At 64.6% G+C, this 23118-nt stretch carries 24 protein-coding genes; 9 read left to right on the forward strand and 15 right to left on the reverse strand.

Annotated features, from left to right (window positions below; all coding sequences use genetic code 11):
- Positions 1-10 precede the first annotated feature (10 nt).
- The gene (locus ACJRPG_RS10545; protein WP_408000036.1) at positions 11-1531 is read right to left on the reverse strand and encodes a tetratricopeptide repeat protein; all 1521 of its coding nucleotides are present in this window, start codon (positions 1529-1531) and stop codon (positions 11-13) included.
- Between the two features lie 421 nt (positions 1532-1952).
- On the opposite strand from ACJRPG_RS10545, the gene ACJRPG_RS10550 reads away from it, so the two are divergent.
- The 9 genes from ACJRPG_RS10550 to ACJRPG_RS10590 all read left to right on the forward strand — a co-directional run bounded on the left by ACJRPG_RS10550 (position 1953) and on the right by ACJRPG_RS10590 (position 9874).
- On the forward strand, positions 1953-3008 hold the full coding sequence (locus tag ACJRPG_RS10550; protein ID WP_408000037.1) for a porin: 1056 nt from the start codon (positions 1953-1955) through the stop codon (positions 3006-3008).
- A gap of 95 nt (positions 3009-3103) precedes the next feature.
- On the forward strand, positions 3104-3775 hold the full coding sequence (locus tag ACJRPG_RS10555; RefSeq protein WP_408000038.1) for a DUF484 family protein: 672 nt from the start codon (positions 3104-3106) through the stop codon (positions 3773-3775).
- Positions 3776-3782: 7 nt separating this feature from the next.
- Complete coding sequence (gene xerC, locus ACJRPG_RS10560; protein WP_408000039.1) at positions 3783-4733, forward strand: tyrosine recombinase XerC; 951 nt, start codon at positions 3783-3785, stop codon at positions 4731-4733.
- Between the two features lie 86 nt (positions 4734-4819).
- Entirely contained in the window at positions 4820-5869 is a 1050-nt protein-coding gene (locus ACJRPG_RS10565) for a CobW family GTP-binding protein (protein ID WP_408000040.1), read from the forward strand.
- 97 nt (positions 5870-5966) lie between these two features.
- Entirely contained in the window at positions 5967-6413 is a 447-nt protein-coding gene (gene dksA / locus ACJRPG_RS10570; RefSeq protein ID WP_408000041.1) for an RNA polymerase-binding protein DksA, read from the forward strand.
- A 70-nt stretch (positions 6414-6483) separates the two neighbouring features.
- Positions 6484-7728: an STAS domain-containing protein gene (locus tag ACJRPG_RS10575; RefSeq protein WP_408000042.1), complete on the forward strand. Its 1245-nt coding sequence runs from the start codon at positions 6484-6486 to the stop codon at positions 7726-7728.
- A gap of 78 nt (positions 7729-7806) precedes the next feature.
- A complete protein-coding gene (gene hslV, locus ACJRPG_RS10580; RefSeq protein WP_408000043.1) occupies positions 7807-8343 on the forward strand; it encodes an ATP-dependent protease subunit HslV in 537 nt (178 codons plus the stop codon).
- A gap of 5 nt (positions 8344-8348) precedes the next feature.
- The gene (gene hslU / locus ACJRPG_RS10585; protein WP_408000044.1) at positions 8349-9686 is read left to right on the forward strand and encodes an ATP-dependent protease ATPase subunit HslU; all 1338 of its coding nucleotides are present in this window, start codon (positions 8349-8351) and stop codon (positions 9684-9686) included.
- Positions 9686-9874 carry a hypothetical protein gene (locus tag ACJRPG_RS10590; protein WP_408000045.1) on the forward strand — a complete coding sequence of 63 codons (189 nt, stop codon included), beginning with the start codon at positions 9686-9688 and terminating at the stop codon, positions 9872-9874. The genes hslU and ACJRPG_RS10590 overlap by 1 nt, the downstream gene beginning before the upstream one ends.
- Positions 9875-10055: 181 nt before the next feature.
- On the opposite strand, the gene ACJRPG_RS10595 is transcribed toward ACJRPG_RS10590, so the two are convergent.
- The 14 genes from ACJRPG_RS10595 to ACJRPG_RS10660 are packed head-to-tail and all read right to left on the reverse strand — an operon-like array spanning position 10056 to position 23113.
- The gene (locus ACJRPG_RS10595; RefSeq protein ID WP_408000046.1) at positions 10056-10631 is read right to left on the reverse strand and encodes a type II secretion system protein N; all 576 of its coding nucleotides are present in this window, start codon (positions 10629-10631) and stop codon (positions 10056-10058) included.
- A 15-nt stretch (positions 10632-10646) separates the two neighbouring features.
- Complete coding sequence (gene gspF, locus ACJRPG_RS10600) at positions 10647-11867, reverse strand: type II secretion system inner membrane protein GspF (protein WP_408000047.1); 1221 nt, start codon at positions 11865-11867, stop codon at positions 10647-10649.
- A gap of 3 nt (positions 11868-11870) precedes the next feature.
- Positions 11871-13289, reverse strand: a complete 1419-nt coding sequence (gene gspE, locus ACJRPG_RS10605) for a type II secretion system ATPase GspE (protein WP_408000048.1) — start codon at positions 13287-13289, stop codon at positions 11871-11873.
- Positions 13289-15469 carry a type II secretion system secretin GspD gene (gene gspD, locus ACJRPG_RS10610; protein WP_408000049.1) on the reverse strand — a complete coding sequence of 727 codons (2181 nt, stop codon included), beginning with the start codon at positions 15467-15469 and terminating at the stop codon, positions 13289-13291. Before gspD ends, gspE begins: the two co-directional genes overlap by 1 nt.
- Complete coding sequence (gspN, locus tag ACJRPG_RS10615) at positions 15466-16242, reverse strand: type II secretion system protein N (RefSeq protein WP_408000050.1); 777 nt, start codon at positions 16240-16242, stop codon at positions 15466-15468. Before gspN ends, gspD begins: the two co-directional genes overlap by 4 nt.
- On the reverse strand, positions 16239-16742 hold the full coding sequence (locus ACJRPG_RS10620; protein WP_408000051.1) for a type II secretion system protein M: 504 nt from the start codon (positions 16740-16742) through the stop codon (positions 16239-16241). The genes gspN and ACJRPG_RS10620 overlap by 4 nt, the downstream gene beginning before the upstream one ends.
- Positions 16739-17980 carry a type II secretion system protein GspL gene (gspL, locus tag ACJRPG_RS10625; protein WP_408000052.1) on the reverse strand — a complete coding sequence of 414 codons (1242 nt, stop codon included), beginning with the start codon at positions 17978-17980 and terminating at the stop codon, positions 16739-16741. Before gspL ends, ACJRPG_RS10620 begins: the two co-directional genes overlap by 4 nt.
- A 20-nt stretch (positions 17981-18000) precedes the next feature.
- Positions 18001-18939: a type II secretion system minor pseudopilin GspK gene (gene gspK, locus ACJRPG_RS10630; protein ID WP_408000053.1), complete on the reverse strand. Its 939-nt coding sequence runs from the start codon at positions 18937-18939 to the stop codon at positions 18001-18003.
- Positions 18936-19553: a type II secretion system protein GspJ gene (locus ACJRPG_RS10635; RefSeq protein ID WP_408000054.1), complete on the reverse strand. Its 618-nt coding sequence runs from the start codon at positions 19551-19553 to the stop codon at positions 18936-18938. The genes gspK and ACJRPG_RS10635 overlap by 4 nt, the downstream gene beginning before the upstream one ends.
- Positions 19550-19918 carry a type II secretion system minor pseudopilin GspI gene (gspI, locus tag ACJRPG_RS10640; RefSeq protein WP_408000055.1) on the reverse strand — a complete coding sequence of 123 codons (369 nt, stop codon included), beginning with the start codon at positions 19916-19918 and terminating at the stop codon, positions 19550-19552. The genes ACJRPG_RS10635 and gspI overlap by 4 nt, the downstream gene beginning before the upstream one ends.
- Positions 19915-20376 carry a type II secretion system minor pseudopilin GspH gene (gene gspH, locus ACJRPG_RS10645; protein ID WP_408000056.1) on the reverse strand — a complete coding sequence of 154 codons (462 nt, stop codon included), beginning with the start codon at positions 20374-20376 and terminating at the stop codon, positions 19915-19917. The genes gspI and gspH overlap by 4 nt, the downstream gene beginning before the upstream one ends.
- Before the next feature lie 11 nt (positions 20377-20387).
- On the reverse strand, positions 20388-20831 hold the full coding sequence (gene gspG / locus ACJRPG_RS10650; protein WP_408000057.1) for a type II secretion system major pseudopilin GspG: 444 nt from the start codon (positions 20829-20831) through the stop codon (positions 20388-20390).
- A gap of 53 nt (positions 20832-20884) precedes the next feature.
- Positions 20885-21631 (reverse strand): HesA/MoeB/ThiF family protein, encoded by a 747-nt coding sequence (locus ACJRPG_RS10655; RefSeq protein ID WP_408000058.1) that lies wholly within the window; start codon positions 21629-21631, stop codon positions 20885-20887.
- Positions 21632-21634: 3 nt separating this feature from the next.
- Positions 21635-23113: a S41 family peptidase gene (locus tag ACJRPG_RS10660; RefSeq protein ID WP_408000059.1), complete on the reverse strand. Its 1479-nt coding sequence runs from the start codon at positions 23111-23113 to the stop codon at positions 21635-21637.
- Positions 23114-23118 lie beyond the last annotated feature (5 nt).

Genomic DNA, 23118 nt, shown 5'->3' on the forward strand with positions numbered 1-23118 from the left:
TCAGTCTGCGCTAGGCGGCGAGGGCTTCGGTGCCGCGGGCGGTGCTGAGGAGCCAGGTCTTGAAGCGGTAGAGGCGCTGGCGGTAGTTGCCTTCGGGGCCGGCCAGGCTGCAGTCGACCTGCTCGAACAGCCGCGCGATGCGGTCCAGCGCCTGGCGCTGCTGGGCGTTGCGCACCAGCACCAGCCGCCGCTTGCTGCGCCCGTATGCGGCGCGGATGTCCACCACCAGGCAATGCCCCTGGTCGGCCGATTTCACATCCAGCAGCAGCGCTTCGGCACGCGTGAGGTTGAAGGTGCAGGCCAGCTCGATGCGGGCTGCCAGCAGCGGCTGGCTGCTGAACAGCTCGCGCGTCAGCAGGGGCAGCAGTTGCTCGGCCCAGCCGGCTTCCGGCGGCGGCGGGGCGATGCGGTCCAATGCCGCCTGCGCTTCCGCGCTGCCTTGCGCTGCCGCTTTCTGCAGCCAGTAGGCGGCGCGTACGTCGTTCAGTTCATCGCCCCGGCGCGTGCGCCAGGCCTGCATGCCGCATTCGAGCTGGGCCCCGCTGTGGCCCATGTCCGCCGCACGCTCCAGGCAGGCTTGCGCCTCGCTGACGCTGCGCTGCGAGAATTCCGGTTTGACATAGATGCGCGACAGGGCATACCAGGCGTCCGCCAGCCCTTGCTCGCCCGCCTGCGTGAGCCAGCGGATGGCGCGCTTGAAATTGACCGTGCCGCTGCCCGAAGGCAGGCGCTCGCCTTCGCAGTTCATGCGCGCCAGCGCCAGCCCCAGCACCAGCTGGGAATTGCGGTCGCCGGCAAAGGCGGCCAGCTCGCGCATGCGCTGCTGCTCGCCTTCCTCGTCGAATTCGGCGTCGCCCAGCGCTTCGGCGCAACGCGACAGCAGGCTCACTTGCGCGGGCGTGCCCTGCCAGGCCATGGCGTCAGCCGGCGCTTCGGCCAGCACGCAGCGCGCCAGCGGCAGCGCGCATTGCAGGAATTCGCTGCGCTCCTGTTCCTGCCAGATCTGTTCCAGCAGCACGTATTGCGCTTCCTCCGCACCGGCGTCGGCCGGCCAGCCGCGGCGCGGTTCGGACAGGGGGCAGGAGGCGGGCGGCGGCGCCGTCCGCGACGGCACGGGACGCAGCTGGGCCAGCAGCCAGCGCGCGTCGTGCTGGCCATGCTGGGCCGCGTCGTCCAGCAGCGGCGCCAGGCGCTCGCGCAGCGCAGGCTGCTCCAGCGGAGGATCGAGCAGGATCAGCTGGGCCAGGGTGATGGCGGCCTGGTGGATGCCGGCCTCGGCGGCGCGCACGTACCAGTCCAGCACGCCCGCGCGGCTGTGTTGCGCGTATTCGAAAGCAATGTGCTGGCCGATCAGGCGCCAGGCGGCGTCCTGCCCCTGGCCCGCAGCGCGGCTTAGCCAATGCAAGGCGGTCGGCATGCTGCGCGGCAGGCTTGCCCCGCCGAACAGGTACAACTGCCCAAGTTTCAGTTGGCACGCGGGGTCTCCTGATCGCGCGCCACGGATCACTGCCAGCTCCTCACGATTCGCCATCGATCGGCTCCAAGAAAGTGCTTTTATTGCCACCGCTGTCGTTGCAGCGGCGGCTGTTGTGGTCTGACCATGTTGCCATAAAGGCGGGTGCAATGTTGGCAGCCCGCTATTGTCACCGCCGCCAGGACTTGATTTGGCGCAAATCCCGAACACCCGCTTTTCCCCTACGCTAAGACGGAAACCTTACATGGAGATGAATCGTGAAGAGGATTTGTGAAGCTCAAAACCTACGTAGTTTTACCGTTTCGGAAATACAACAGGAAATCGGCCTTCTGGCGCTTTTGACCAATACTTGCACTCATAATCAACCAATCCTGCGCACTGGACGGTGGCAGCAATTAAGGTTTGTTCATCCGAGTGTTCGAGACGCACTCTGCTTTGTGGATCTTTGTCCGATAATATTTCTTATAAAGGAAGAAAAATGAAGAAATCCTTAGTGGCTTTGGCCTTGATGGGTGCATTCGGCGGCGCTTATGCGCAATCCTCGGTGGTTATTTACGGCACCCTGGATACCGGCATTCAAAAAACCACCAATACCGCCAATTCCGCGACACAAATCAGCAAGCGCGATAACAACAAGCTCGGCTTCCGCGGCGTGGAAGACCTGGGCAACGGCCTGAAAGCCCTGTTCCACCTCGAAATCCGTTATGAGCCGGACACCGGCGTCATCGAAAACACCAGCCGTCCGCTGTTCCAGGGCCAGAGCCGCGTGGGCCTGCAGGGCTCCTTCGGTACCATCCGCGCAGGCCGCGGCCTCACGGCCTTCCAGGAATCGACCATCGCCTTCGAGCCATGGTCCGGCCAGCCTAACGTAGCCGGCTATATGACCAACCTGCAGGTGGCGGGCTACACCAGCGATCCGCTGGGCCCGGCCGGCAACTCGGCCAACCGCTTCTCCAACGCCGTGTGGTGGAATTCGCCGGTCTGGAACGGCTTCCAGCTGAACGTGAACGTGGGCAGCAAGGAAGCGAACGGCAACCCGGTCATCATTGGCCGCGGCACCGCGGCCGCGCCGCAGTATCCGGCCAACTCCATGGCTTCCGCCAATCCATACTCGGTCAGCGCCACCTATACCCAGGGCCCGATCTCGGCGATGATTGCCACCGAGCGCAATGCCGTGGAGACCAGCCTGTGGGCCTTCGCCGCTTCCTACAAGCCGACCACCAACCTGAAGCTGATGGGCACCATCGTCAAGCAGGACCAGGGCCATACCGTCGCCTTCAACAACGACACCGATTCCTGGGTGCTGGGCCTGAACTACACCAGCGGTCCAGGCAAGTTCCTGGCCGGCTACGGCCAGAAGTCGCCGGACGGCCAGCTGAAGACCAAGCAGATCTCGGTGGGCTACGAGTACAGCCTGTCGGCACGCACCTACCTGTACCTGGACCTGGCCAACAAGAAGACCCCGCTGACCGCGACCGCGACCTCGGACGTGAACCAGAAGCACTACTCGCTGGGTATCCACCACAACTTCTGAGTTGCGCACCACCTTGCGAAAAAGACGCCTTCGGGCGTCTTTTTTATTGCCTGTCGGGTAAAATGCGCAATGCCTCACTTACGATTTCACAAACAATGAGCACTGACCTGGACTCCCTGACTGTCGCGCAATACCTGGCAGACCATCCGCACTTCTTCGAAGAACACGCCAGCCTGCTGGGGGACGTTAAGCTGTCCAGCCCGCTTACCGGCCGTGCCGTGTCGCTGCAGGAGCGGCAGATGGAAGTGATGCGCGAGAAGTACAAGCTGCTGGAACTGCGGCTCGCCGAGCTGAGCCGCAACGCGCTGGAAAACGCCACCATCGCCAACCGCTTCCACAGCTGGAACCAGACCCTGCTGCGCGAGCGCGATCCCGCCGGCATGGCCGCCGCCGTGGCCGACGGCCTGAAGAAAAGCTTCAATGTGCCGGCCGCCACGCTGCGCCTGTTCAACGTGGCCCCGCAATACGCCGGCGAGTGGTTCGCCGCCGGCACGTCGGAAGACGCGCGCCTGTTCGCCAGCAGCCTGCTGGAGCCGTATTGCGGCCTCAACAATGATTTCGAGGCCGTGCGCTGGCTGGACGATGCGGACACCATCAAGTCCACCGTGATCCTGGCGCTGCGCACGCCGGGCACGCGCGAGCCGGCCTTCGGCCTGCTGATCATGGGTTCGCCCGATCCGGAACGCTTCACGGCCCTGATGGCGACCGATTTCCTGGTCCACATCGCCGAAACCGCCAGCGTTGCGCTGGCCCCGCTGACGGCCTGAGGCCTGCATGACGGCCGCGCGCAGCAAGCTGGACTGGGCTGACGCGTGGCTCGAACACCTGCGCTCGCAGCGCAAGCTGTCCCCCCATACCACGGCCGCCTACGGCCGCGACCTGCGCGAGCTCGCCACGCTGAGCGAGGGCAAGGACTGGACCGCGCTGAGCCATTTCGATATCCGCCGCTATACGGCGAAACTGCACGGCACGGGGCAGGAGGCGCGCTCGATCGCCCGCAAGCTGTCCAGCTGGCGCGGCTTCTACGAATGGCTGAGCACGCAAACCGCGCTGGCCGCCAATCCCGTGGAAGGCGTGAAGGCGCCCAAGCGCCCGAAAACCCTGCCGAAGGCGCTGGCGGTAGACGACGCCGTGCAGCTGGTGTCGACGCCCGCGCGCAAGGCGGCGGCCGGCAGCGAGCCCGCCGAGCTGTGCAACCTGGCCATGTTCGAGCTGCTGTATTCCTCCGGCCTGCGGGTCTCCGAACTGTGCGGGCTGGACCTGCAGTTCTGCAAGGCGGAAGGCGGGCAGCCGGCCTCGCTCGGCTGGCTGGAACGCGACAATGCCGAAGTGGTCGTCACCGGCAAGGGCAGCAAGATGCGCCGGGTGCCGGTGGGCCAGGCCGCGCTGGCGGCGCTGGATGCCTGGCTGGCCGTGCGTCCCGCTCCGGCGGACGGCAGCAGCGCCCTCTTCCTCAGCGAACGCGGCACCCGGGTGTCGCCGCGCGTGGTGCAGATGCGCCTGAAGCAGCACAGCCTGGCCACCGGCGCCCCGGTGCACGTCCATCCCCATATGCTGCGGCATTCCTTCGCCTCCCACGTGCTGCAGTCGTCCGGCGATTTGCGGGCGGTGCAGGAAATGCTGGGCCACAGCAGCATTACCTCCACCCAGGTCTATACGGCGCTGGACTTCCAGCATCTGGCGCAGGTGTATGACAAGGCGCATCCACGCGCTAAAATCAAATAGGAAGCTGATTCATATCAATGCCGCCCGTTGGACAGCCGAATTGAAATTCCGGCATAATCGACCGATTCTGAACCTTGCAAGAAGTCATGGCACTGATTCCCACCACTATTCTTACCGGCTTCCTCGGCGCCGGTAAAACGACCCTGCTGAATCGTATCCTTCAGGAAAATCACGGCATGCGCATCGCCGTGATCGAAAACGAATTCGGCCAGGAAAATATCGATAACGAAATCCTCGTGCAGGAAAGCCGCGAGCAGATCGTTGAAATGAATAACGGCTGCATCTGCTGCACCGTGCGCGGCGACCTGATCATCGGTCTGAGCGACCTGGCGAAACGCCGCGCCGCCGGCGAAATCAGCTTCGACCGCGTGGTGATCGAAACCACGGGCCTGGCCAATCCGGGTCCGGTGGCCCAGACTTTCTTCGTGGATGACGAGGTCGGCAGCAACTACATGCTGGACGCCATCGTGACTGTGGTAGATGCGCGTCACGCCATGCAGCAGCTGGACGACAATGAGGAAGCCCAGCGCCAGGTCGGCTTTGCCGACAAGATCCTGCTGTCGAAGTCCGATCTTGTGGACGAGGCCGCTATCGATACCCTGGTCGCCCGCCTCAAGCGCATGAACCCGCGCGCGCCCATCAGCCGTTCCGACTTCGGCAAGGCGCCGATTACGGAAGTGCTTGATCTGAAAGGCTTTAACCTGAACGAAAAGCTGGAAATCGACCCCGATTTCCTGGCCGCGGAGGAACACGAACACCATCACCACCACGATCATGAGCACGGCGAACACTGCGACCATCCCAGTCATGCGCACGATCATCACCATTCCCATCATACTGACGAGATCGCCGCTTTTGCCTTCCGCAGCGAGCGCCCCTTCGATTCAGCCAAGCTGGACGAATTCCTGGGCGGGCTGATCAACGTGTACGGCCCTCGCATGTTGCGCTACAAAGGCGTATTGTGGATGCAAGGCGCGGAACGCAAGGTTGTGTTCCAGGGCGTGCACCAGATTATGGGCAGCGACCTGGGCGCCAAATGGGGCGAAAACGACGTTCGTGGCAGCAAAATGGTGTTTATTGGCAAAAATTTACCAAAAGACGTGTTTATTCGCGGTTTGGAACAATGTTTGGTATAAACTAACCCGGTTTTGTGTGGGGACCGGCTGAGCCGGGCCAGATGTCGCCGAACATCTGCTATTTGAAAACTCTGTCGTATCGAAGGTAAGCGAAGTCATGACCAAAACTAATAAATCGACCCCCGCCGCTGAAGCTCCGCTGCTCACGGAAGAACAGATTCTGAAAATGAGCGAGAAGGACTATATGAACGCAGCGCAGCTGGCTTTCTTCAAGGCCAAACTGCAGCAGCTGGAAAGAGACCTCCTCAAGAACGCTGGCGAAACCACCGAACACCTGCGTGAGACCGTACTGGTGCCGGACCCGGCCGACCGCGCCACCATCGAGGAAGAGCATGCGCTGGAACTGCGCACCCGCGACCGCGAGCGCAAGCTGCTGAAAAAAGTGCAGCAGTCCATCGTGGCCATCGACAATGGCGAATACGGCTGGTGCGAAGAAACCGGCGAGCCGATCGGCATTCCGCGCCTGATCGCCCGTCCAACCGCCACGCTGTCGCTGGAAGCCCAGCAGCGCCGCGAACTGAAGCAGAAGCTGTACGGCGACTGAGCGTCGCCGCTGCCGCACGAAAAAGCATGCCGCGCGCATGCTTTTTTTTCGCCATCGGCTACACTTGGGCGTGGGCATTTTTTCCAAATTCAAGAAGAAGGGCGAGAGCGGCGTCGATGACGACGAGGCCGCGGCCCGCCGTGCCGCCAATAGCCAGCAGGAACGCGAGCGGCTGTCGCAGGCCGAGCTGCTGCGCGAGATCGCGCGCGCCACCGCCATGAAGATCGACGCCATCGAGGCGGCGATGGCGGCCGATATCTTCGATGAGCCGGAACCGGTGTTCCGCCGCCCGCCCCGTCCGCCCGGCCCCGCTGCGGCCGACGACGACCACTATCCCACCGAACTGCTGGAAGACCAGGACACGCCGGCCCAGGCCGCGGCCGCGGAAAGCGCGCCGCTGGTGGAAGAAGTCGCCATCCTGTACGCCAGCGGCGAGTCCCAGGCCGCGGCCCAGCTGCTGCGCGACGGCCTCGGCGCGCAGGACCGGATGCTGTGGTGGATGCTGTTCGACCTGTACCAGGTGCTCGGCCGGCAGGAGGATTTCGACAGCCTGTCCATCGACTACGCCGGCACCTTCGAAACCTCGCCGCCGCCGTGGAATCCGCCACGCAAAGCGAGCGCCCACTCAGGCCCGACGGCGCACGCCGCCTTGAGCGGCCCTCTGAACGAAGAAGCGGCCGACCAGATCGGCCGGCTGCGCGAGGCCGCTGCCAGTGCGCAGTTGCTGCAGCTGGACCTGAGCGGCGTCACCCGGGCCGAACCGGTCGGCTGCGCACTGCTGCTGCAGGCGCTGCGCGAGATCGAACGGCCCGGCCTGCAGCTGGCGCTGCGCGGCGCCGCGTCGCTGTCGGCCCGCCTGCGCACGGGCCGCGAAGAAGGCGAAGCGCCCTGGCTGCTGCTGCTCGAACTGCTGCGCCTGCAGAACCATGAACGCGAGTTCGAGGAGGCGAGCATGGACTATTGCGTGACCTTCGAAGTCTCGCCGCCGCCATTCGTGCCCCCGGTCCAGCTGCCGGACGCCCCCGCACCCGCCGCAGGCGGCGCAGGCGACCGTTTTGTGTTGCCGGAAGTCATTAAATCCGACGACGACGCTTTACTTGCCGACATCGCGCACTACGCTATAAGCAGTCCGGCCCCCGTATTCGACTGCTCGCGGCTGGCGCGCATCGAGTTCACGGCGGCCACCCAGCTATTGGCCCGCCTTCAGCCGTCCGGCGGCCGCATCGAATTCCGCGCCCTGAACCACCTGGTGGCGGCGCTGCTGCGGCTGGTGGGCCTGGGCAGCATCGCCGGGCTGCACGCCCATCGTTACTGAGGCAGCAAACTTGCAATCCGGACTTTAAACCCCATGTCGGGGGCTTGACGCCGGTCGCGTCACATCATTGAGGTCACTATGGAACAATTTCACGGCACCACTATTCTGAGCGTGCGGCGCGGCAACCAGGTTGCGCTGGGCGGCGATGGCCAGGTCACTCTCGGCAACATCGTCATGAAGGGCACGGCACGCAAGGTGCGCAAGGTTTATAACGGCAAGGTGCTGGTGGGCTTTGCGGGCGGCACGGCAGACGCCTTTACCCTGCTGGAGCGCTTCGAAGCGAAGCTGGAAAAACACCAGGGCCACCTGCTGCGCGCCTCGGTCGAGATGGCCAAGGACTGGCGCACCGACCGCGTGCTGCGCCGCCTGGAGGCGATGCTGCTGGTGGCCGATGCGAGCTCCACGCTGGTCATCACGGGCAACGGCGATGTGCTGGAGCCGGAAGACGGCATCGGCGCCATCGGTTCCGGCGGCAGCTACGCCCAGTCGGCCGCCAAGGCGCTGGCCGAGAACACCGAGCTCTCGCCGGCCGAGATCGTGAAGAAATCACTGACGATCGCCGGAGAACTGTGCATTTACACGAACCTGAACCACATTATCGAAACGCTGGATTGAAGACCATGAACATGACACCCCAGGAAATCGTCGGCGAGCTCGATAAGCACGTCGTAGGCCAGGGCAAGGCCAAGCGCGCGGTCGCCATCGCGCTGCGCAACCGCTGGCGCCGCCAGCAGGTGGAAGAACCGCTGCGCCACGAAATCACGCCGAAAAACATCCTGATGATCGGCCCTACCGGCGTGGGCAAGACCGAGATCGCGCGCCGCCTGGCCAAGCTGGCCGATGCGCCCTTCATCAAGGTGGAAGCGACCAAGTTTACCGAAGTGGGCTATGTGGGCCGCGACGTGGACACCATCATCCGCGACCTGATCGACATCGGCGTGAAGCAGACCCGCCAGGCCGAGATGGCCAAGGTGCGCGCGCGCGCCGAGGATGCGGCGGAAGACCGCGTGCTCGACATCCTGCTGCCGCCGCCGCGCGACTTCGGCTTCAGCAACACCCAGGCTTCGGACGTGCCGTCCAACGACGCCACGCGCCAGACCTTCCGCAAGCGCCTGCGCCAGGGCGAGCTGGACGACAAGGAAATCGAGATCGAGCTGGCCGAGCAGGGCCCGACCATGGAAATCATGGCGCCGCCCGGCATGGAAGAAATGACGGAGCAGATCAAGTCCATGTTCGCCGGCGTGGGCGGCTCGCGCAAAAAGGCGCGCAAGATCAAGATCAAGGAAGCGATGAAGCTGCTGCTGGATGAAGAAGCGGCCAAGCTCGTCAACGAAGACGAGATGAAGCAGAAAGCCATCCAGAACGTGGAGCAGAACGGCATTGTGTTCCTGGACGAAGTGGACAAGATCGCCTCGCGTTCCGAAGGCAGCGGCGCCGACGTGTCGCGCGCCGGCGTGCAGCGCGACCTGCTGCCGCTGGTGGAAGGCACGACCGTGAACACGAAGTACGGCATGATCAAGACCGACCACATCCTGTTCATCGCCTCCGGCGCCTTCCACCTGGCCAAGCCCTCGGACCTGATACCCGAGCTGCAGGGCCGCTTCCCGATCCGTGTGGAGCTGGAATCGCTGTCGATTGCCGACTTCGAGCGCATCCTGACGAGTACCGACGCCTGCCTCACGCGCCAGTACGAAGCGCTGCTGGCGACGGAAGGCGTGACGCTCGACTTCGCGCCGGACGGCATTACGCGCCTGGCCGAGATCGCGCACCAGGTCAACGAGCGCACCGAAAACATCGGCGCGCGCCGCCTGTACACGGTGATGGAAAAGCTGCTGGAAGAAATCTCCTTCACGGCAACGGAGACCGGTGAGAAAACGCTGGTGATCGACGCCGCCTACGTCAACCAGCGCCTGGATGCACTGGCTGTCAACGAAGACCTGTCGCGCTACGTCTTGTAATGGCCAACAAATCGCTGAAGACCCGGCAAAAGATCGTGGTCACCGCGCCTCCGCTCAAGCCCCGCAATCCCTTTGCGGCGCTGGCCAAGGCGCGTTCAGCGGGTCCGCACGAGCGCAGCAAAAGCGCCGAACGCCAGGCCGCCAAGCGCGCCCTCATTAAAAAGCTGTCGGGCTCAGACCCCGATTAAGAAATATTGCTTAGAAATTGGGGACAGACCCGGATTTTGGAAATCCGGGTCTGTCCCTGATTTTTTTGCGCGATTCCGCTTCCCTCCCCCGGGCTAGCAGCTGCTGCAAACCCCCTATAAATTGGGGACGGACCCGGATTTTAGTAAATAGGGTCTGTCCCCAATTTCCAGGCAATTTTGCCTAGCGGGAAGTGGTGGGCTGCTGGGCGGGGGCGAGCTGGCCCGGGGGGCCGACCGGGGTGCCTGGCGGCGGCGTGACGAGGGGGGTGGCGGATGGCGCCGGCTGCGCCGGAGCTGGCGGCGGAGTCAGCGTGGGCTGGTTCACCGGCGCCAGCGGCGCCGTCGTCGTGGACGACACGCCTTCGGCTGCAGGCAAATCAATGCGCTTCTGCACGCCGCCTTCCAGCAGGATCACATGGCGCGCCTGCACATCATGCACCGTTACGCCGGGCGCGACTTCTTCGCCCATCGGATAGGCCTTCGCCGGCTCGCCATTGGCAACGATGATCGCCACGCTGCGCTGTCCCGCGCGCGATGCCACCACGCCCACCAGCTGGAAGTTGCTGACCGCCGCCACGGCGGTCTGGCCGCCGAACAGGCCGCGCGCCAGGTCGATCGGCGCCTCGGGCGCCTGCTGCACCGGCACGGCGGCAATCTGCCGCTGCGGCGGCGTGAAGAGCTGGATTCCCCAGTACGCCAGCGAGGCCGTGAGGGCCAGTACCGCGGCTACGGTGCTCAGGAAGGGCAGTCGGTTCAATGTGTTCTCCAGTGTTCAGCGCACCAGCTGGTTGATCTCGATGATCGGCATCAGCACGGCCAGCACGATCAGCAGCACCACCACGCCCATGGCGAGGATCAGCGCGGGTTCGAGCAGGCCCGCGATCGTCAGCGTGCGGCGTTCCAGGTCTTGTTCCTGCGCGTTGGCGGCGCGTTCCAGCATGGCCGGCAGTTCGCCCGTGATTTCGCCCGCGCGGATCATGTGGATCAGCATCGGCGGGAAGTGTTTTTGCACCGACAGCGCACGCGCCAGGCTTACGCCTTCGCGCACCGCGTTGCTGGCGTCTTCCACCAGCTGGCGCATGGCGACATTCGACAGCGTGTCGCGGCTGGTTTCCAGCGCGCGCAGGATAGGCACGCCGGAGCCGGTGGTAATCGCCAGCGTGCTGGCGAAGCGCGAGGTGTTCAGGCTGCGCTCGAATTTGCCGTACAGCGGCGCAGTTAGCAGCCAGGTGTGCCAGCGTGTTTTCAGCGCGATGTTCTGCAATGCGCGCCGCCACGCGAACCAGGCGCCGATCAGCAGCACCAGCACAATCAGCCCGTAGCTGCGCACGAAGTCGGATACCGCGAGCATGATGACGGTAAGGATCGGCAGCTTCTGCTTGGTGTTCGCGAACACCGATACGATCTGCGGCACCACATAGGTGAGCAGGAAGATGACGATGGAGAATGCCACCACAGTGACGATGGCCGGATAGGTGAAGGCCAGCTTCACTTTCTGCACCAGCGCGTTGCGGCGCTCGATGTAGTCGGCAAGGCGCGACAGCACACGCGAGAGCTGGCCGATCTGTTCGCCCGAGGCAACCAGCGCGCGGTAGATTTCGGCGAAGTCGCGCGGATGCCGCGACAGCACGTCGGACAGCGAAGCGCCGCCAATCACTTCGGAACGGATGGATGCGATCAGGTCGCGCACGTACTGGCGCTCGGCCTGTTCCAGCAGTGCGGAAAAGGCCTGTTCCAGCGGCAGCCCTGCTTCCAGCAGGCTGGCCAGCTGGCGCGTGAACAGCGCCAGTTCGCTGGTCGAGAGCTTTTCGCCGAAGCCGCGGCTCTTTGCCACGCCTTTGGCATCAACCTGCGCGGCGATCGCGTCAACCTTGATCGGTACCAGTCCTTGCGCACGCAGCTCGGAGCGTGCGGAGCGCGCGCTGTCCGAGTTGACGACGCCTTTCTTCGTTGCGCCTGCCGCATCCACGGCTTCATAACGGAACGCCGGCATCGCTTAGTCCTTCGACACGCGCAGCAGTTCGGCCAGCGTGGTGGTGCCGTCCGCGAGCCAGCGTTCGCCGTCCTCGCGCATGGTCTTCATGCCGTCGGCAATGGCCACGTTGCGGATTTCCGCTTCGGATGCGCGGTCGTGGATCTGGGCGCGGATCTGTTCCGTCGTTTCCAGCAGCTCGTAGATACCCACGCGGCCCTGGTAGCCGGTGCTGCCGCACTGGTCGCAGCCGACCGCTTTCCACTGCCCTGCTTCGAAGGTTTTGCAGACGGGGCACAGCTTGCGCACGAGGCGCTGCGCCAGCACGCCGAGCAGCGATGACGAGAGCAGGAAGGGCTCGATGCCCATATCCAGCAAACGCGTGACGGCCGATGCGGCATCGTTGGTGTGCAGCGTGGCCAGCACCAGGTGGCCGGTGAGCGATGCCTGAACGGCGATCTGCGCGGTTTCCAGGTCGCGGATCTCGCCGATCATGATCACGTCCGGATCCTGGCGCAGGATCGCGCGCAGGGCCTTGGCGAAGCTCATGTCGATACGCGGGTTCACCTGTGTTTGCCCGACGCCTGCGAGGTCGTATTCGATCGGGTCTTCCACCGTGAGGATATTGGTGGTGGTGGAGTTCAGCAGCGACAGCGCGGCATACAGCGTGGTCGTTTTGCCGGAGCCGGTGGGGCCAGTTACGAGCACGATGCCGTGCGGCTGCGCAATCAGGCCGTTGAACTGGGCCAGCATGGACTCGCCCATGCCAAGGTGCTGCAGGTCGAGGCGGCCCGCTTCCTTGTCCAGCAGACGGAGCACGGCGCGTTCGCCGTGGCCGGTCGGCAGCGTGGAGACGCGCACGTCCACCGGCTTGCCGCCGATGCGCAGCGTGATGCGGCCGTCCTGCGGCAGGCGCTTTTCGGCGATGTCCAGCTGCGCCATGATCTTGATACGCGAGATCAGCGAGCCGTGAATCGCCTTGCGCGGCTTGACGATATCGCGCAGGGCGCCGTCGATACGGAAGCGCACCACGGATACCTGTTCGAAAGGCTCCACGTGGATATCCGATGCGCCATCGCGCAGCGCCTGCGTGAGCAGCGCGTTGATCATGCGGATCACCGGTGCGTCGTCCGAAGATTCCAGCAGGTCTTCGATGGCAGGAACATCCTGCAGCAGCTTGGTGAGGTCGAGGTCTGCGTCGAATTCGTCGGCAACCTGCGACACGTCGCCGCCGGCGCCCGCGTAGGCGTCGGCAATCGCAGCTTCGAGGTCTGCGCGCGGCAGGGACTTGAGCTGGATGCGGCCGAAGCGGCGCGACACTTCGGCAATCGCCGACGGTGTGGTGGCGCTGGAAACATAGACTTCCACCGCGCCCGAGGTATCGGCGGGCTTTGCCAGCACGAGGAAGTCGCGCGCGAAGGCGTAAGGCAGCATATTGCTCATTATTGTTTCGGCTTCTCGCCAGGAACGGGTTCGGCGGCGCCCGGCGCACGCGTCGATACCGGCGCAGGCGGCACAGGCTTGGCAAGGCCGGCGTCCGGCGCAGGCACGCCGTTCGTCAGCGAAGGCAGTTGCGGCTGGCCCAGTTGCTGCAGCAGCACGGAATCGCTTGGCGTGAAGGCGGCGCCGGCTGCGCGCATGTAGTCGTAGCGGTCGGTGGCAAGGCTCATGCTCTGTTCCTTGCTGCGGATGACCACAGGGCGCAGGAATACCATCAGGTTGGTTTTCTTGCGCGTGCGGGTGCTGTACTTGAACAGGTTGCCCAGCACGGGAATGTCGCCCAGGCCGCGCACCTTCTCGACGTTGTCGCCCGCGCGGTCTTCAATCAGGCCGCCCAGCACGATGATCTGGCCGTCGTCCGCGATGACGTTGTTTTCGATCACGCGCGTGTTGAGGGTAATGCCGGCGGTGGCCCCGATTGACGACGGATCCACGCTGGACGATTCATTGTAGATGGCGAGCTTGATGGTCCCGCCTTCGGAAATCTGCGGCCGCACTTTCAGCGTCAGGCCCACGTCCTTGCGGTCGATGGTCTGGAACGGGTTGGTGTTGGTGCCGGAGGTGGTGGTGAACTGGCCGGTCAGGATAGGCACGTTCTGGCCGACACGGATCGTGGCCACTTCGTTGTCCAGTGTGATCATGTTCGGCGTGGACAGGATATTGCCGTTGCCGCCGGATTCCAGCGTGTGCGCCACTGCGCCCAGCCCGAACTTGCCGTCCGCCAGCTGCTTGAACACGCCGATGGTCAGGCCGTTGCCCGGAGCGTTATTGCCGTTGTAGACATTGACCAGGTTATTGCCCGCAGTGGAGAAAGACTGCAGGCCGCCGATGCGGTAGGTGCTCTTGTCGTTGCCCGAGGCGCCAACCCACTGCACGCCGAATTCGGATGCCTTGTCCGCGCTGACTTCCACGATCAGCGCTTCGATGTAGACCTGGGCACGGCGCACGTCCAGCTGGTCGATCACGGAGCGCAGGTTGCGGTAGACCGCTTCCGGTGCGGTGATGATCAGCGTATTGGTCGATGCATCGGCCTGGATAAAGCCGCCCGCGCCGCCCGCAGCTTGTCCGCTCGTGCGGTTGCCGCTCAGCGCGGGATTGGTGGGGCCGCCGGACTGGCTGTTGCTGCCTGCCTGGCCGATGGTATTGTTGGCGCCCGTCTGCATGGTCGCCTGGTTGTTGCCCAGCGTGTTGTTCAGCGCGTTCTGGCCTGTGATTGGCGCATCGCCCGAGATCACGGCGCGCAGCGTTTCGGCCAGCTTGGTGGCGTCGGCGTTCTTCAGGTAGACCACGTGCACATTGCCCAGCTCCGTCGTCGGCTGGTCGAGCTTTGCGATCAGGGACTTGGCGAGGTTGGCGCGCGCAGCGGATGGGGCGCGGATCACCAGCGAATTGGTACGTGGATCGGCCAGCACCGTCACGCGGCCGCCGCCGTCGCCGCCTGCGCCGGGTTCCATCAGCTTGTTGATCATGCTGGCCAGGTCGCTGGCGATGGCGTTACGCACCGGGACCACGTCCAGGTCCGCGGACGATGGCGCATCCAGCGCCGCCACGATCTTCGCCAGGCGTTTCAGGTTGTCCGCATAGTCGGTAATGACCAGCGTGTTATTGCCCGGATTGGCGTTGATGGTGTTGTTCGGCGTGATGAGGGGACGCAGCACCGTCACCAGGTTGGCCGCTGATTCATGATTCAGCTGGAAGACCTGCGTGGCAACCTGGTCGCCCGCCGGCGTGGCCTGGCGGCCGATCACCGTGGGGCTGGCCTGCAGCTTGGCTTCCGCTTCCGGCACCACCTTGGCATAGCCGTCGCCGCTGACGATAGCGTAGCCCTGCAGGCGCAGCGCGGAGGTCAGCAGGCTGAATGCCTGCGACTTGCTGATGGCCTTCTCGGACACCAGCGTGATTGTGCCTTTCACGCGCGGGTCGATGAGGAAGGTGATGTTGGTGTAGTGGCCGACGGCCTTGATGACCGATTCGATGTCGGCGCCAACAAAGTTCAGCGCAGCTTCGTCAGCCTGTGCCCATGCCGGCCCGATGGACTGGCCCAGCAGGCAGCACAGCAGTGCTGCCGCGCTTGCACGGCGCAGCGATGGAGTTTTGGATTTGCTTGCGAACTGTTTTTTCATTGTCTGAACTCTAGTGCGATGACATTTTTACCGCTGACGGAACGGCGCTGGCCCAGCAGGTTAAGCAGGTTGCCCAGCGTCGCTTCATATCCATCTGCTGCTTCCGCCTGGCCGGAGAACTGGAAGCGCCCCCGGTCAAGATTGCCGGAACCGCGCAGCAGCAGCGGTCCCTTGACGGTGTCCAGCGCGAGGCTGGCTTTCTTTCCACGCCAGTCCATGGCCAGCTGGTAGCTGCCGAGCGGACGAATCGGCACCAGGCGCGAGGACATGTCCTGCATCTTCAGCGTAGTGCGGCCGTCCATCGCGATGTTGCGGTCCACCAGCGCCAGCTGCAGTGAGGTCCACGACAGCTGCATCAGACCACTGAAGGCCAGCGTGTTCAAAGGCGCCCCCAGTCCTGCGAGCCCGTCGGCCGGCAGTTTCAGGCCGCCGGGGCTGAGCTGCCATTCCTTCCAGCTGCCGGTAACGTGCAGGGGCTGCGTGAGCGCGTCCGGATTATCCAGTTCCATGTTCACACTGCCCAGCAGGACCATCGGCGAAATCTTCCAGCTGAAGCGGCCCGGCAGCAGGGGCGTAATTGCACTGTTGCCGCTCGCCGCCCCGCCAACAAAGGCCGAACCGCTCCACAGCGTACCCTGCGGATCACCCAGCGTCAAACGGCCGGCGGTCTGCTTTTCCACCAGCGCGGCAACCCAGCTGGCGGGGAAGAAAATCGCCAGCGTGAGGGCTACCGTGGCCGCTATCGCCAGCAACCATAGCACGGCGCGCTTCACTGGCGCTCCTGGCGCAGCGTCATGCTGGCGTCCACCTGGCCTGCTGTGTTCTGCGCGGTGAAGGCCGCGTCCTGCACAGCGATGCGGTTTTCGCGGCGGATAGTGTCCAGCCACGTCACCAGGCCGGCGAACGAGGCGCCCTTGAATTCGAGCTTTGCATACTCGCCCGTCATCACCACATTGGACGGATTCAGGCCGCGCGACGACAGGCTGGCGTTCAGCGTTTCGCGCGTCATCGGCACTGGCGCCTGCAGCGGCGGCTGTGCGGCCAGTTGCGCCGCCTCACCCGCCAGCGCCTGCAGCTCGGCGGCCTGCTGGCGCAGTTGCGGCAGCTCTTTACGCAGTTTTTCACGTCCCGTCAGCGCGGGGTCGATCAGCAGGCCGTAGACCAGGCCCACCGCCAGCACAATGCCGCCGACGGTGAGGAACTTGCGTTCCTGCTCCGAGCGTTCGGCCCAGAAGGCGCGCGCCTGGGCGCGGTATTGGTCAACAATGCTCACGATTTACCTCCTGCGCGCACTTGCCACACGCCCGGGGCGCTTTCGGTCAGCGAGAGCTGGCGGTTGGCCAGCACTGCCTGCACCTGCGTGCGCGCGTTGGCGTCGGTGGTTTCCGGTTTCAGTTTCACGGTCAGCGTGCGATCGCGGTATTCGAGTGTGGCGATGATGTCGCGGCGCGGCAGGGTTGCCAGCGCTTCGCCCAGTGCGGCACTAAGGGCCGTAAATTCGTCGGCCGAGCTGGCGCCGCGCGCGGTCTTCGCTGCAGCGATGTTCTTGCGCATCTGGCCCGCGGGATCGAGGATCACGGTTTCGTTCGGATAGGCGCCGCGGAAAATCTGCACCATGGAGTTGCGTACTGCCTCGGCTTCATTCTTCATGCGGAACCAGTCCACATTCAGGCCAATGATGTTGACGGCGAGCGCCAGCACCGCAAGCCGGATCGGCCAGCGCCAGCGCTGCCATTTGCGCGCGCTGGCGCCGCTGCCAGCGCCCAGTGCTGCCGCAAGGTCCAGCTGCACGGCGCGCGATGCGGAGATGCGGTGGGCCCAGTGATCCTCTTCCAGCGTGATGCCGGATACCGATGCCAGCAACGCCTCATACTGCTTGCGCTGCGCGGACGGCACATACAGCGTTACCGGCGCTTCGCCGGCCAGCGCGCGCACCGTATGCAGCGCCGCTTCCGGTTCTGCCGGCAGGGTCAGGCCCATGCCTTCATACTGCGCGGCGCGCAGCGTCAGCTCCAGGCCTGCGTCGTCCGCTGCCAGCGCGGCGGATGCGCCGCCGGGCGCCAGCGGCAGGCACAGTTGCGATGGAATGGCGGAGACGGCGTTTGCGCCTTGCGCCACCAGCGCCTGCACCAGCACTTCAAGCCAGGCGCGCTGCACCACGGCCACCACACGCTCATCGCTGTTCGGCTGCGCGGGCGCCAGCGCCAGCACGCATTCGGACGGATCGCCCAGCAGATGTTCTTCCACGAGGCCCGGCAGCGCGGCCTTGAGGCGGGAGCCGGACAGCGGCGGCGCCTTCACGCGCAACAGCGTCACATCGGCCGCCGCCAGCAGCAGCACCACGCGGCGCGCGGAGGCGATCAGGTCGCCGAGGTTGCCCAATGCGCCTGCGCCCTGCTGCATGACGTTGCCGCCATCGCCCACCAGCGCGAAATGGCAGCTTTGCGGCACACCGTTGTCGCTGGCAGCTGCGGCAGCGCGGGCCGGGTAGCTAATGTACAGAGTTGTCAAAAGGTCTCGCTTTCGTTCTTTCAGATTTCCCGAATCCATTCAACGGTCGTCGCCAGAATGGGTTTGGTGGTGCGCTTGATCAGGGCCCAGGTCTCCAGCGATGCACGGTCCAGCTTCACGCGGCTCTGCACGAGGAAGTAGCCGCTTTTATAGTCCACCTCAACCGCCGTCGGCCTGCCGTTCAGCACCGCGCTGAAGGCGCTCTGGTTGAATGCCGAGCGGCGGCGCGACAGCACGATGGACTGCGCTTCCGACACCGGCATCCCCGGCACCAGCGCCGACAGCAACTCCGCAGGGGCCGTGTTCACGTTTACCTTCGTCGGCTCCGGCAGCACGATCACGAAATCGCGCAGCCGCTCAACCGACTGCGGCGTAAAGCCCGCGATGCCCAGCAGGTCTTCGATACGCATCATGGCAACCGGTTCGGCGTCCTTGCTGCCGCTGCCCTCCGCCGTTTTCGGCGGCAAGGTGGTGCGCGACACTTCGTTCGCCACGGCGATAGCCAGCCCGCCGTCCAGCTGCAGCGCCGCCAGCAGCCGCTCGAAAACTTCCACTTCCTTCGGCTGGACCTGTCCCTGCGGTGCAAGACTCATGAGATTGTAGCGCGACTGGGCATCGTAAACCTGCCCGGAGATGGTGGCGTCATAGGATTCGTTCTGCAGGCGTTCGCGCTCCACATACTGGTCCAGCCGGGTCTCCGCCAGCGGAGTGGCCCAGACGCCGTTCTCGGCGGTGATATCCGTATTGTCGCGGCCATCCTGCCACAGGATCAGCTTGGCCCAGTCGAGGGCGCCGCGCAGGATCCAGCGTGTTTGCAGGTGCAGGCGCTGGTTTTCCATGGAACGCACCTGCACCTGCTGCTGCCAGAACAGGCTGGCCACGATGGTCACGGCCAGTGTGGTGAGCAGGAGCGCCGTCACCACGGCCACGCCACGCTGCTTTGCCAGGCGCGCACTCATACGGCCCCCAGCAGAAAAACTTTGATCAGCGGATTTTGCTGGCCATGGCGCTGCAGCGACATTTCCAGTCCGGTCGGCGGCGTGGGGTTGGCGGTGGACGCGCCGCCTGCGGGATTGGGCGCCTGCCAGGTACCGCCCTGCCACAGGCGCACGCCCATGCGTTCGATATTCGTTTGCATCGGCACGCCGGCCACCGGATCGGAATCGCCGGTGGCTGCCTGCCACAGCCCGTCCAGCTGTGCGAGGTCGCGCGTGACGGGCGATTCGCGGCGCGACAGCACGCCGTCGCGAATGCGGTATGTCACCACCTGCAGCTGCGATGCCGCATTCTCCGGATACACGGTGCGCACAAAGATCAGGCGCGTGGCATCGGCCACCAGGTTCTGGCGGTTATGCAGCAAGGGCGTACCCGCCAGCTGTTCAAGGTCGCTCTGCATCTGCGCGAAGGCCAGCTGCATGCCGCGCGTCTGCTCCATTTCGTTCGTCAGCTGCACGCGCGAGCGCACGATGCCGTCCAGCCCGCGCCAGCCCAGCACCGCCACAATGGCCAGCACGGTAATCGCCACCAGCAGCTCCACCAGCGTAAAGCCGCGCTTACATGCGAGCCGCTTCATTCGCGCAGCACCAGTTGCACCAGCTTGATGATGCGGCGCTCGGGCCGTGCCGCTTCATACACACTCACTTCCACACGCCGCAGGCGCGGGTTCGGGGACAGGATCACTTCTTCCTCGCACAGCAGCTCCATATCGCCCTGCGGGCAGGCAAACGAGGTTTTGCCGATCGCCGGGAACACCTTGCCGAGCCGGATCTGCACCAGCCGGTTCTCCGCCGACCATGTGGCCATCATCGCGCTGCGCAGGCCGTCGCTGTTCTGCGTGAGGCTGCCGACAGCGCGCAGCGACGCACCAAGCGCCGTGCCCACAATGACCAGCGCCACCAGCACTTCCAGCAAGGTAAAGCCGCGTTGCGCCCGCATCATTCCACCGTAAAGTGACCGATGCCGTCCGCGCGGATGGCGGCGCTCACGTCGCCGCTGGCGAGCGTCAGCACAAAGGGTTTGTCGACGGGTTCGCGGCCGAAGACGATGCGCATCGTGCCGGGAATGTTGGTGGGTGGGTCGAGCAGCAAGGTGATGGGGCTGCGTTTGAATTCGCGCTGGCGCAGCATATCGTCTTCCGGCAGCGCCTCCCACTGACGGCCGTTCCGCACCAGGAAACGGTAGCTTTCGGCGTTGGCTTCGAAGGCGATGGGCCGGTTGCGCACAATGGCTTCATCGCGCGCCAGCTGCAGCAGCAGGGCCACGCGCTGAGCCTCCTGCTGCATGGCCTGGCGCTGGCTCGGCGCCGTGTTCATGGTGACGAGACCCAGCGTGAGGCCGATGATGACCAGCACCACCAAAAGTTCGATCAGGGTAAAACCCCGCTGGCGGCGCTGCATGGTTTTTTTACTTAATTATCCCAGGAGCCGATGTCGGCGTCGTCGCCCGCACCGCCCGGCTGGCCGTCCGCGCCCAGCGAGAACACATCGATCTCGCCCTTCACGCCCGGCGACAGCATCTGGTATGGCGCGCCCCATGGGTCGCGCGGCATTTTTTCCAGGTAGCCGCCCTCTTTCCAGCCGTTGGCGGCAGGACCGGTGGTGGGCTTGGTGAGCAGCGCCTGCAGGCCCTGTTCAGTGGTTGGGTAGCGCTGGTTATCCAGCTTGTAGAGCTTGAGCGCCTGCATGATGGTGGCGATATCCACCTTGGCGGCGGCCACTTTCGACTCGCCGGTGCGGCTCAGCAGCTTGGGCACCACCAGCGCGGCCAGCACGCCCATGATGACCACAACGACCATGATTTCGATCAGGGTGAAACCACGGGAACGTTTCGTACGATGTATTACTTTTTGCATGAGATGGAAACCAGTTAAGGTGAGTTAGTGCGAAAAGCAGCAGGCAGTATAGCCTACGCCGCGCATACGGGACAGGTATCGTGGCGGCCGATGCGGATGCTGCTCCACTCCATGCGCAGGCCGTCCAGCAGCAGCAGGCGCCCGGCCAGCGATTCGCCGATGCCCATGATGAGTTTCAGCGCTTCCGCTGCCTGCATGGCGCCCACCACGCCTACCAGCGGCGCGAACACGCCCATGGTGGAGCAGGCCACGTCCTCGAAGGCCTGGTCTTGCGGGAACAGGCAGGAATAACAGGGATTTTCAGCCGAACGCGGGTCGAACACGCTCACCTGCCCGTCAAAGCGGATGACGGCGCCCGACACCAGCGGCACGCGGTGCTGCACGCAGGCGCGGTTCACTGCATGGCGGGTCTTGAAGTTGTCCGTGCAGTCGAGCACCACGTCCGCCGACTGCACCAGCTCCGCGAGGCGCGCATCGTCCGCGCGCTCCACCAGCGCCAGCACCTCCACTGCGGGGTTGATCTGCGCCATGGCTTCGCGCGCCGATTCCGCCTTTTTGCGGCCCACGCGCTCCGTGGTGTGCGCGATCTGGCGCTGCAGGTTGGTGAGGTCCACCTCGTCGTCATCCACCAGGGTGATATGGCCGACGCCGGCCGATGCCAGGTAGAGCGCCGCCGGCGAACCGAGGCCGCCCGCGCCGATCACCAGAACGCGCGCATCGAGCAGCTTTTGCTGGCCCTCGATGCCGATTTCGTCGAGCAGGATGTGGCGCGAGTAGCGCAGCAGCTGCGAATCGTCCATGCCTTACTTCCGGGCCGGCGCCTTCTTGTCTTCCGGTTTGATGTCCGACTTGACTTCAGGCTTCACCAGCATTTCTTCGGCGCGTTTTTCGGCCGGGGTGTCCGCCTTCGCCAGCTTGACCGGCAAGCCCTTGAAGTGGTTCAGCGCCTGCGCCAGCTGGAAATCGTCCTTGCTGCCGAACTCAATCGGCTTCTGGCGCTTGGCCAGCGCCAGGATGCGCTGTTCTTCTTCCAGTTCATCCACTTTCACGGCGCGCTTTTCTTCCGCATCGCCGCTCAGGTGTTTTTCCAGGTCCGCTTCACGCAGGCGCATGCTGTTCAGGCCATCGCCTTCCGCGGTTTCGTCCACGGCGATATCCGGCACGATGCCCTTGGCCTGGATGGCGCGGCCATGCGGCGTGTAGTAACGGGCGGTAGTAAGCTTGACGGCCGTATCGGCGGTGAGCTGGCGCAGGGTTTGCACCGAGCCCTTGCCGAAGGTCTGGCTGCCCATGACGACGGCGCGCTTGTAGTCCTGCAGTGCGCCCGCCACGATTTCGGATGCCGAGGCGGAACCGGCATTCACCAGCACCACCAGCGGCACATTCTTCACGGCAGGCGGCAGCTTGGCCAGCGGATCGGCCGGCCCACGCACGGAATAGTATTCGGGGCGCGCGTAGAAAGTCTGCTTGGAGTCGGCCAGCTGGCCGTTGGTGGACACCACCACGGAATCCTTGGGCAGGAAGGCTGCGGACACGCCAATGGCGCCCGGCACCACGCCGCCCGGATCGTTGCGCAGGTCCAGCACCACGCCCTTGATGTCCGGGGTCTGCGCATACAGCGCGCCCAGCTTCTTCGCCATGTCTTCGACGGTCGGCTCCTGGAACTGCGAGATGCGCAGCCACACATAGCCCGGCTCCACCATCTTCGCCTTCACGCTCTGCACGCGGATTTCTTCGCGAATGATGGGCACAATGACCGGCTTGTCCTCGCCCTTGCGCGACAGCGTGAGCACCACCTTGCTGCGCGGTTCGCCGCGCATCTTCTTGATCGATTCGTCCAGCGTGAGGCCCTTGAGCGGCACGTTGTCCAGGCGGGTAATCAGGTCGCCGGCCTTGATGCCCGCCTTGAAGGCCGGGGAATCTTCGATGGGCGACACCACTTTCACGTAGCCATCTTCCATCGCCACTTCAATGCCGATGCCGACGAACTTGCCCTGCACCGACTCGCGCATTTCGCGGAAGGCTTTTTTATCGAGGTAGACGGAATGCGGGTCGAGCGAGGCCACCATGCCGGAGATGGCGTCCTGCAGCAGCTTCTTGTCGTCCACGTTCTCCACGTAATCCGACTTGATCAGGCCGAAAACATCCGACAGCTGGCGCAACTCTTCGAGCGGCAGCGGCGCTTCGGCCTTCTGCGCAATGGCGGAAAACTGCATCGAGGCGGCAACGCCGGCCACCATGCCCAGGCCGATCAGGCCGAAATTCTTGACTTTGTTGCCCATGTTTT

Source organism: Pseudoduganella rhizocola (assembly GCF_045984285.3).
Lineage (GTDB): Bacteria > Pseudomonadota > Gammaproteobacteria > Burkholderiales > Burkholderiaceae_D > Rugamonas.

Coding starts and splice junctions, on each gene's coding strand:
- ACJRPG_RS10545 (WP_408000036.1), bottom strand. CDS start 1,531: ATGGCGAATCGTGAGGAGCTGGCAGTGATCCGTGGCGCGCGATCAGGA.
- ACJRPG_RS10550 (WP_408000037.1), top strand. CDS start 1,953: ATGAAGAAATCCTTAGTGGCTTTGGCCTTGATGGGTGCATTCGGCGGC.
- ACJRPG_RS10555 (WP_408000038.1), top strand. CDS start 3,104: ATGAGCACTGACCTGGACTCCCTGACTGTCGCGCAATACCTGGCAGAC.
- xerC (WP_408000039.1), top strand. CDS start 3,783: ATGACGGCCGCGCGCAGCAAGCTGGACTGGGCTGACGCGTGGCTCGAA.
- ACJRPG_RS10565 (WP_408000040.1), top strand. CDS start 4,820: ATGGCACTGATTCCCACCACTATTCTTACCGGCTTCCTCGGCGCCGGT.
- dksA (WP_408000041.1), top strand. CDS start 5,967: ATGACCAAAACTAATAAATCGACCCCCGCCGCTGAAGCTCCGCTGCTC.
- hslV (WP_408000043.1), top strand. CDS start 7,807: ATGGAACAATTTCACGGCACCACTATTCTGAGCGTGCGGCGCGGCAAC.
- hslU (WP_408000044.1), top strand. CDS start 8,349: ATGAACATGACACCCCAGGAAATCGTCGGCGAGCTCGATAAGCACGTC.
- ACJRPG_RS10590 (WP_408000045.1), top strand. CDS start 9,686: ATGGCCAACAAATCGCTGAAGACCCGGCAAAAGATCGTGGTCACCGCG.
- gspF (WP_408000047.1), bottom strand. CDS start 11,867: ATGCCGGCGTTCCGTTATGAAGCCGTGGATGCGGCAGGCGCAACGAAG.
- gspE (WP_408000048.1), bottom strand. CDS start 13,289: ATGAGCAATATGCTGCCTTACGCCTTCGCGCGCGACTTCCTCGTGCTG.
- gspD (WP_408000049.1), bottom strand. CDS start 15,469: ATGAAAAAACAGTTCGCAAGCAAATCCAAAACTCCATCGCTGCGCCGT.
- gspK (WP_408000053.1), bottom strand. CDS start 18,939: ATGAGTGCGCGCCTGGCAAAGCAGCGTGGCGTGGCCGTGGTGACGGCG.
- ACJRPG_RS10635 (WP_408000054.1), bottom strand. CDS start 19,553: ATGAAGCGGCTCGCATGTAAGCGCGGCTTTACGCTGGTGGAGCTGCTG.
- gspI (WP_408000055.1), bottom strand. CDS start 19,918: ATGATGCGGGCGCAACGCGGCTTTACCTTGCTGGAAGTGCTGGTGGCG.
- gspH (WP_408000056.1), bottom strand. CDS start 20,376: ATGCAGCGCCGCCAGCGGGGTTTTACCCTGATCGAACTTTTGGTGGTG.
- gspG (WP_408000057.1), bottom strand. CDS start 20,831: ATGCAAAAAGTAATACATCGTACGAAACGTTCCCGTGGTTTCACCCTG.
- ACJRPG_RS10655 (WP_408000058.1), bottom strand. CDS start 21,631: ATGGACGATTCGCAGCTGCTGCGCTACTCGCGCCACATCCTGCTCGAC.
- ACJRPG_RS10660 (WP_408000059.1), bottom strand. CDS start 23,113: ATGGGCAACAAAGTCAAGAATTTCGGCCTGATCGGCCTGGGCATGGTG.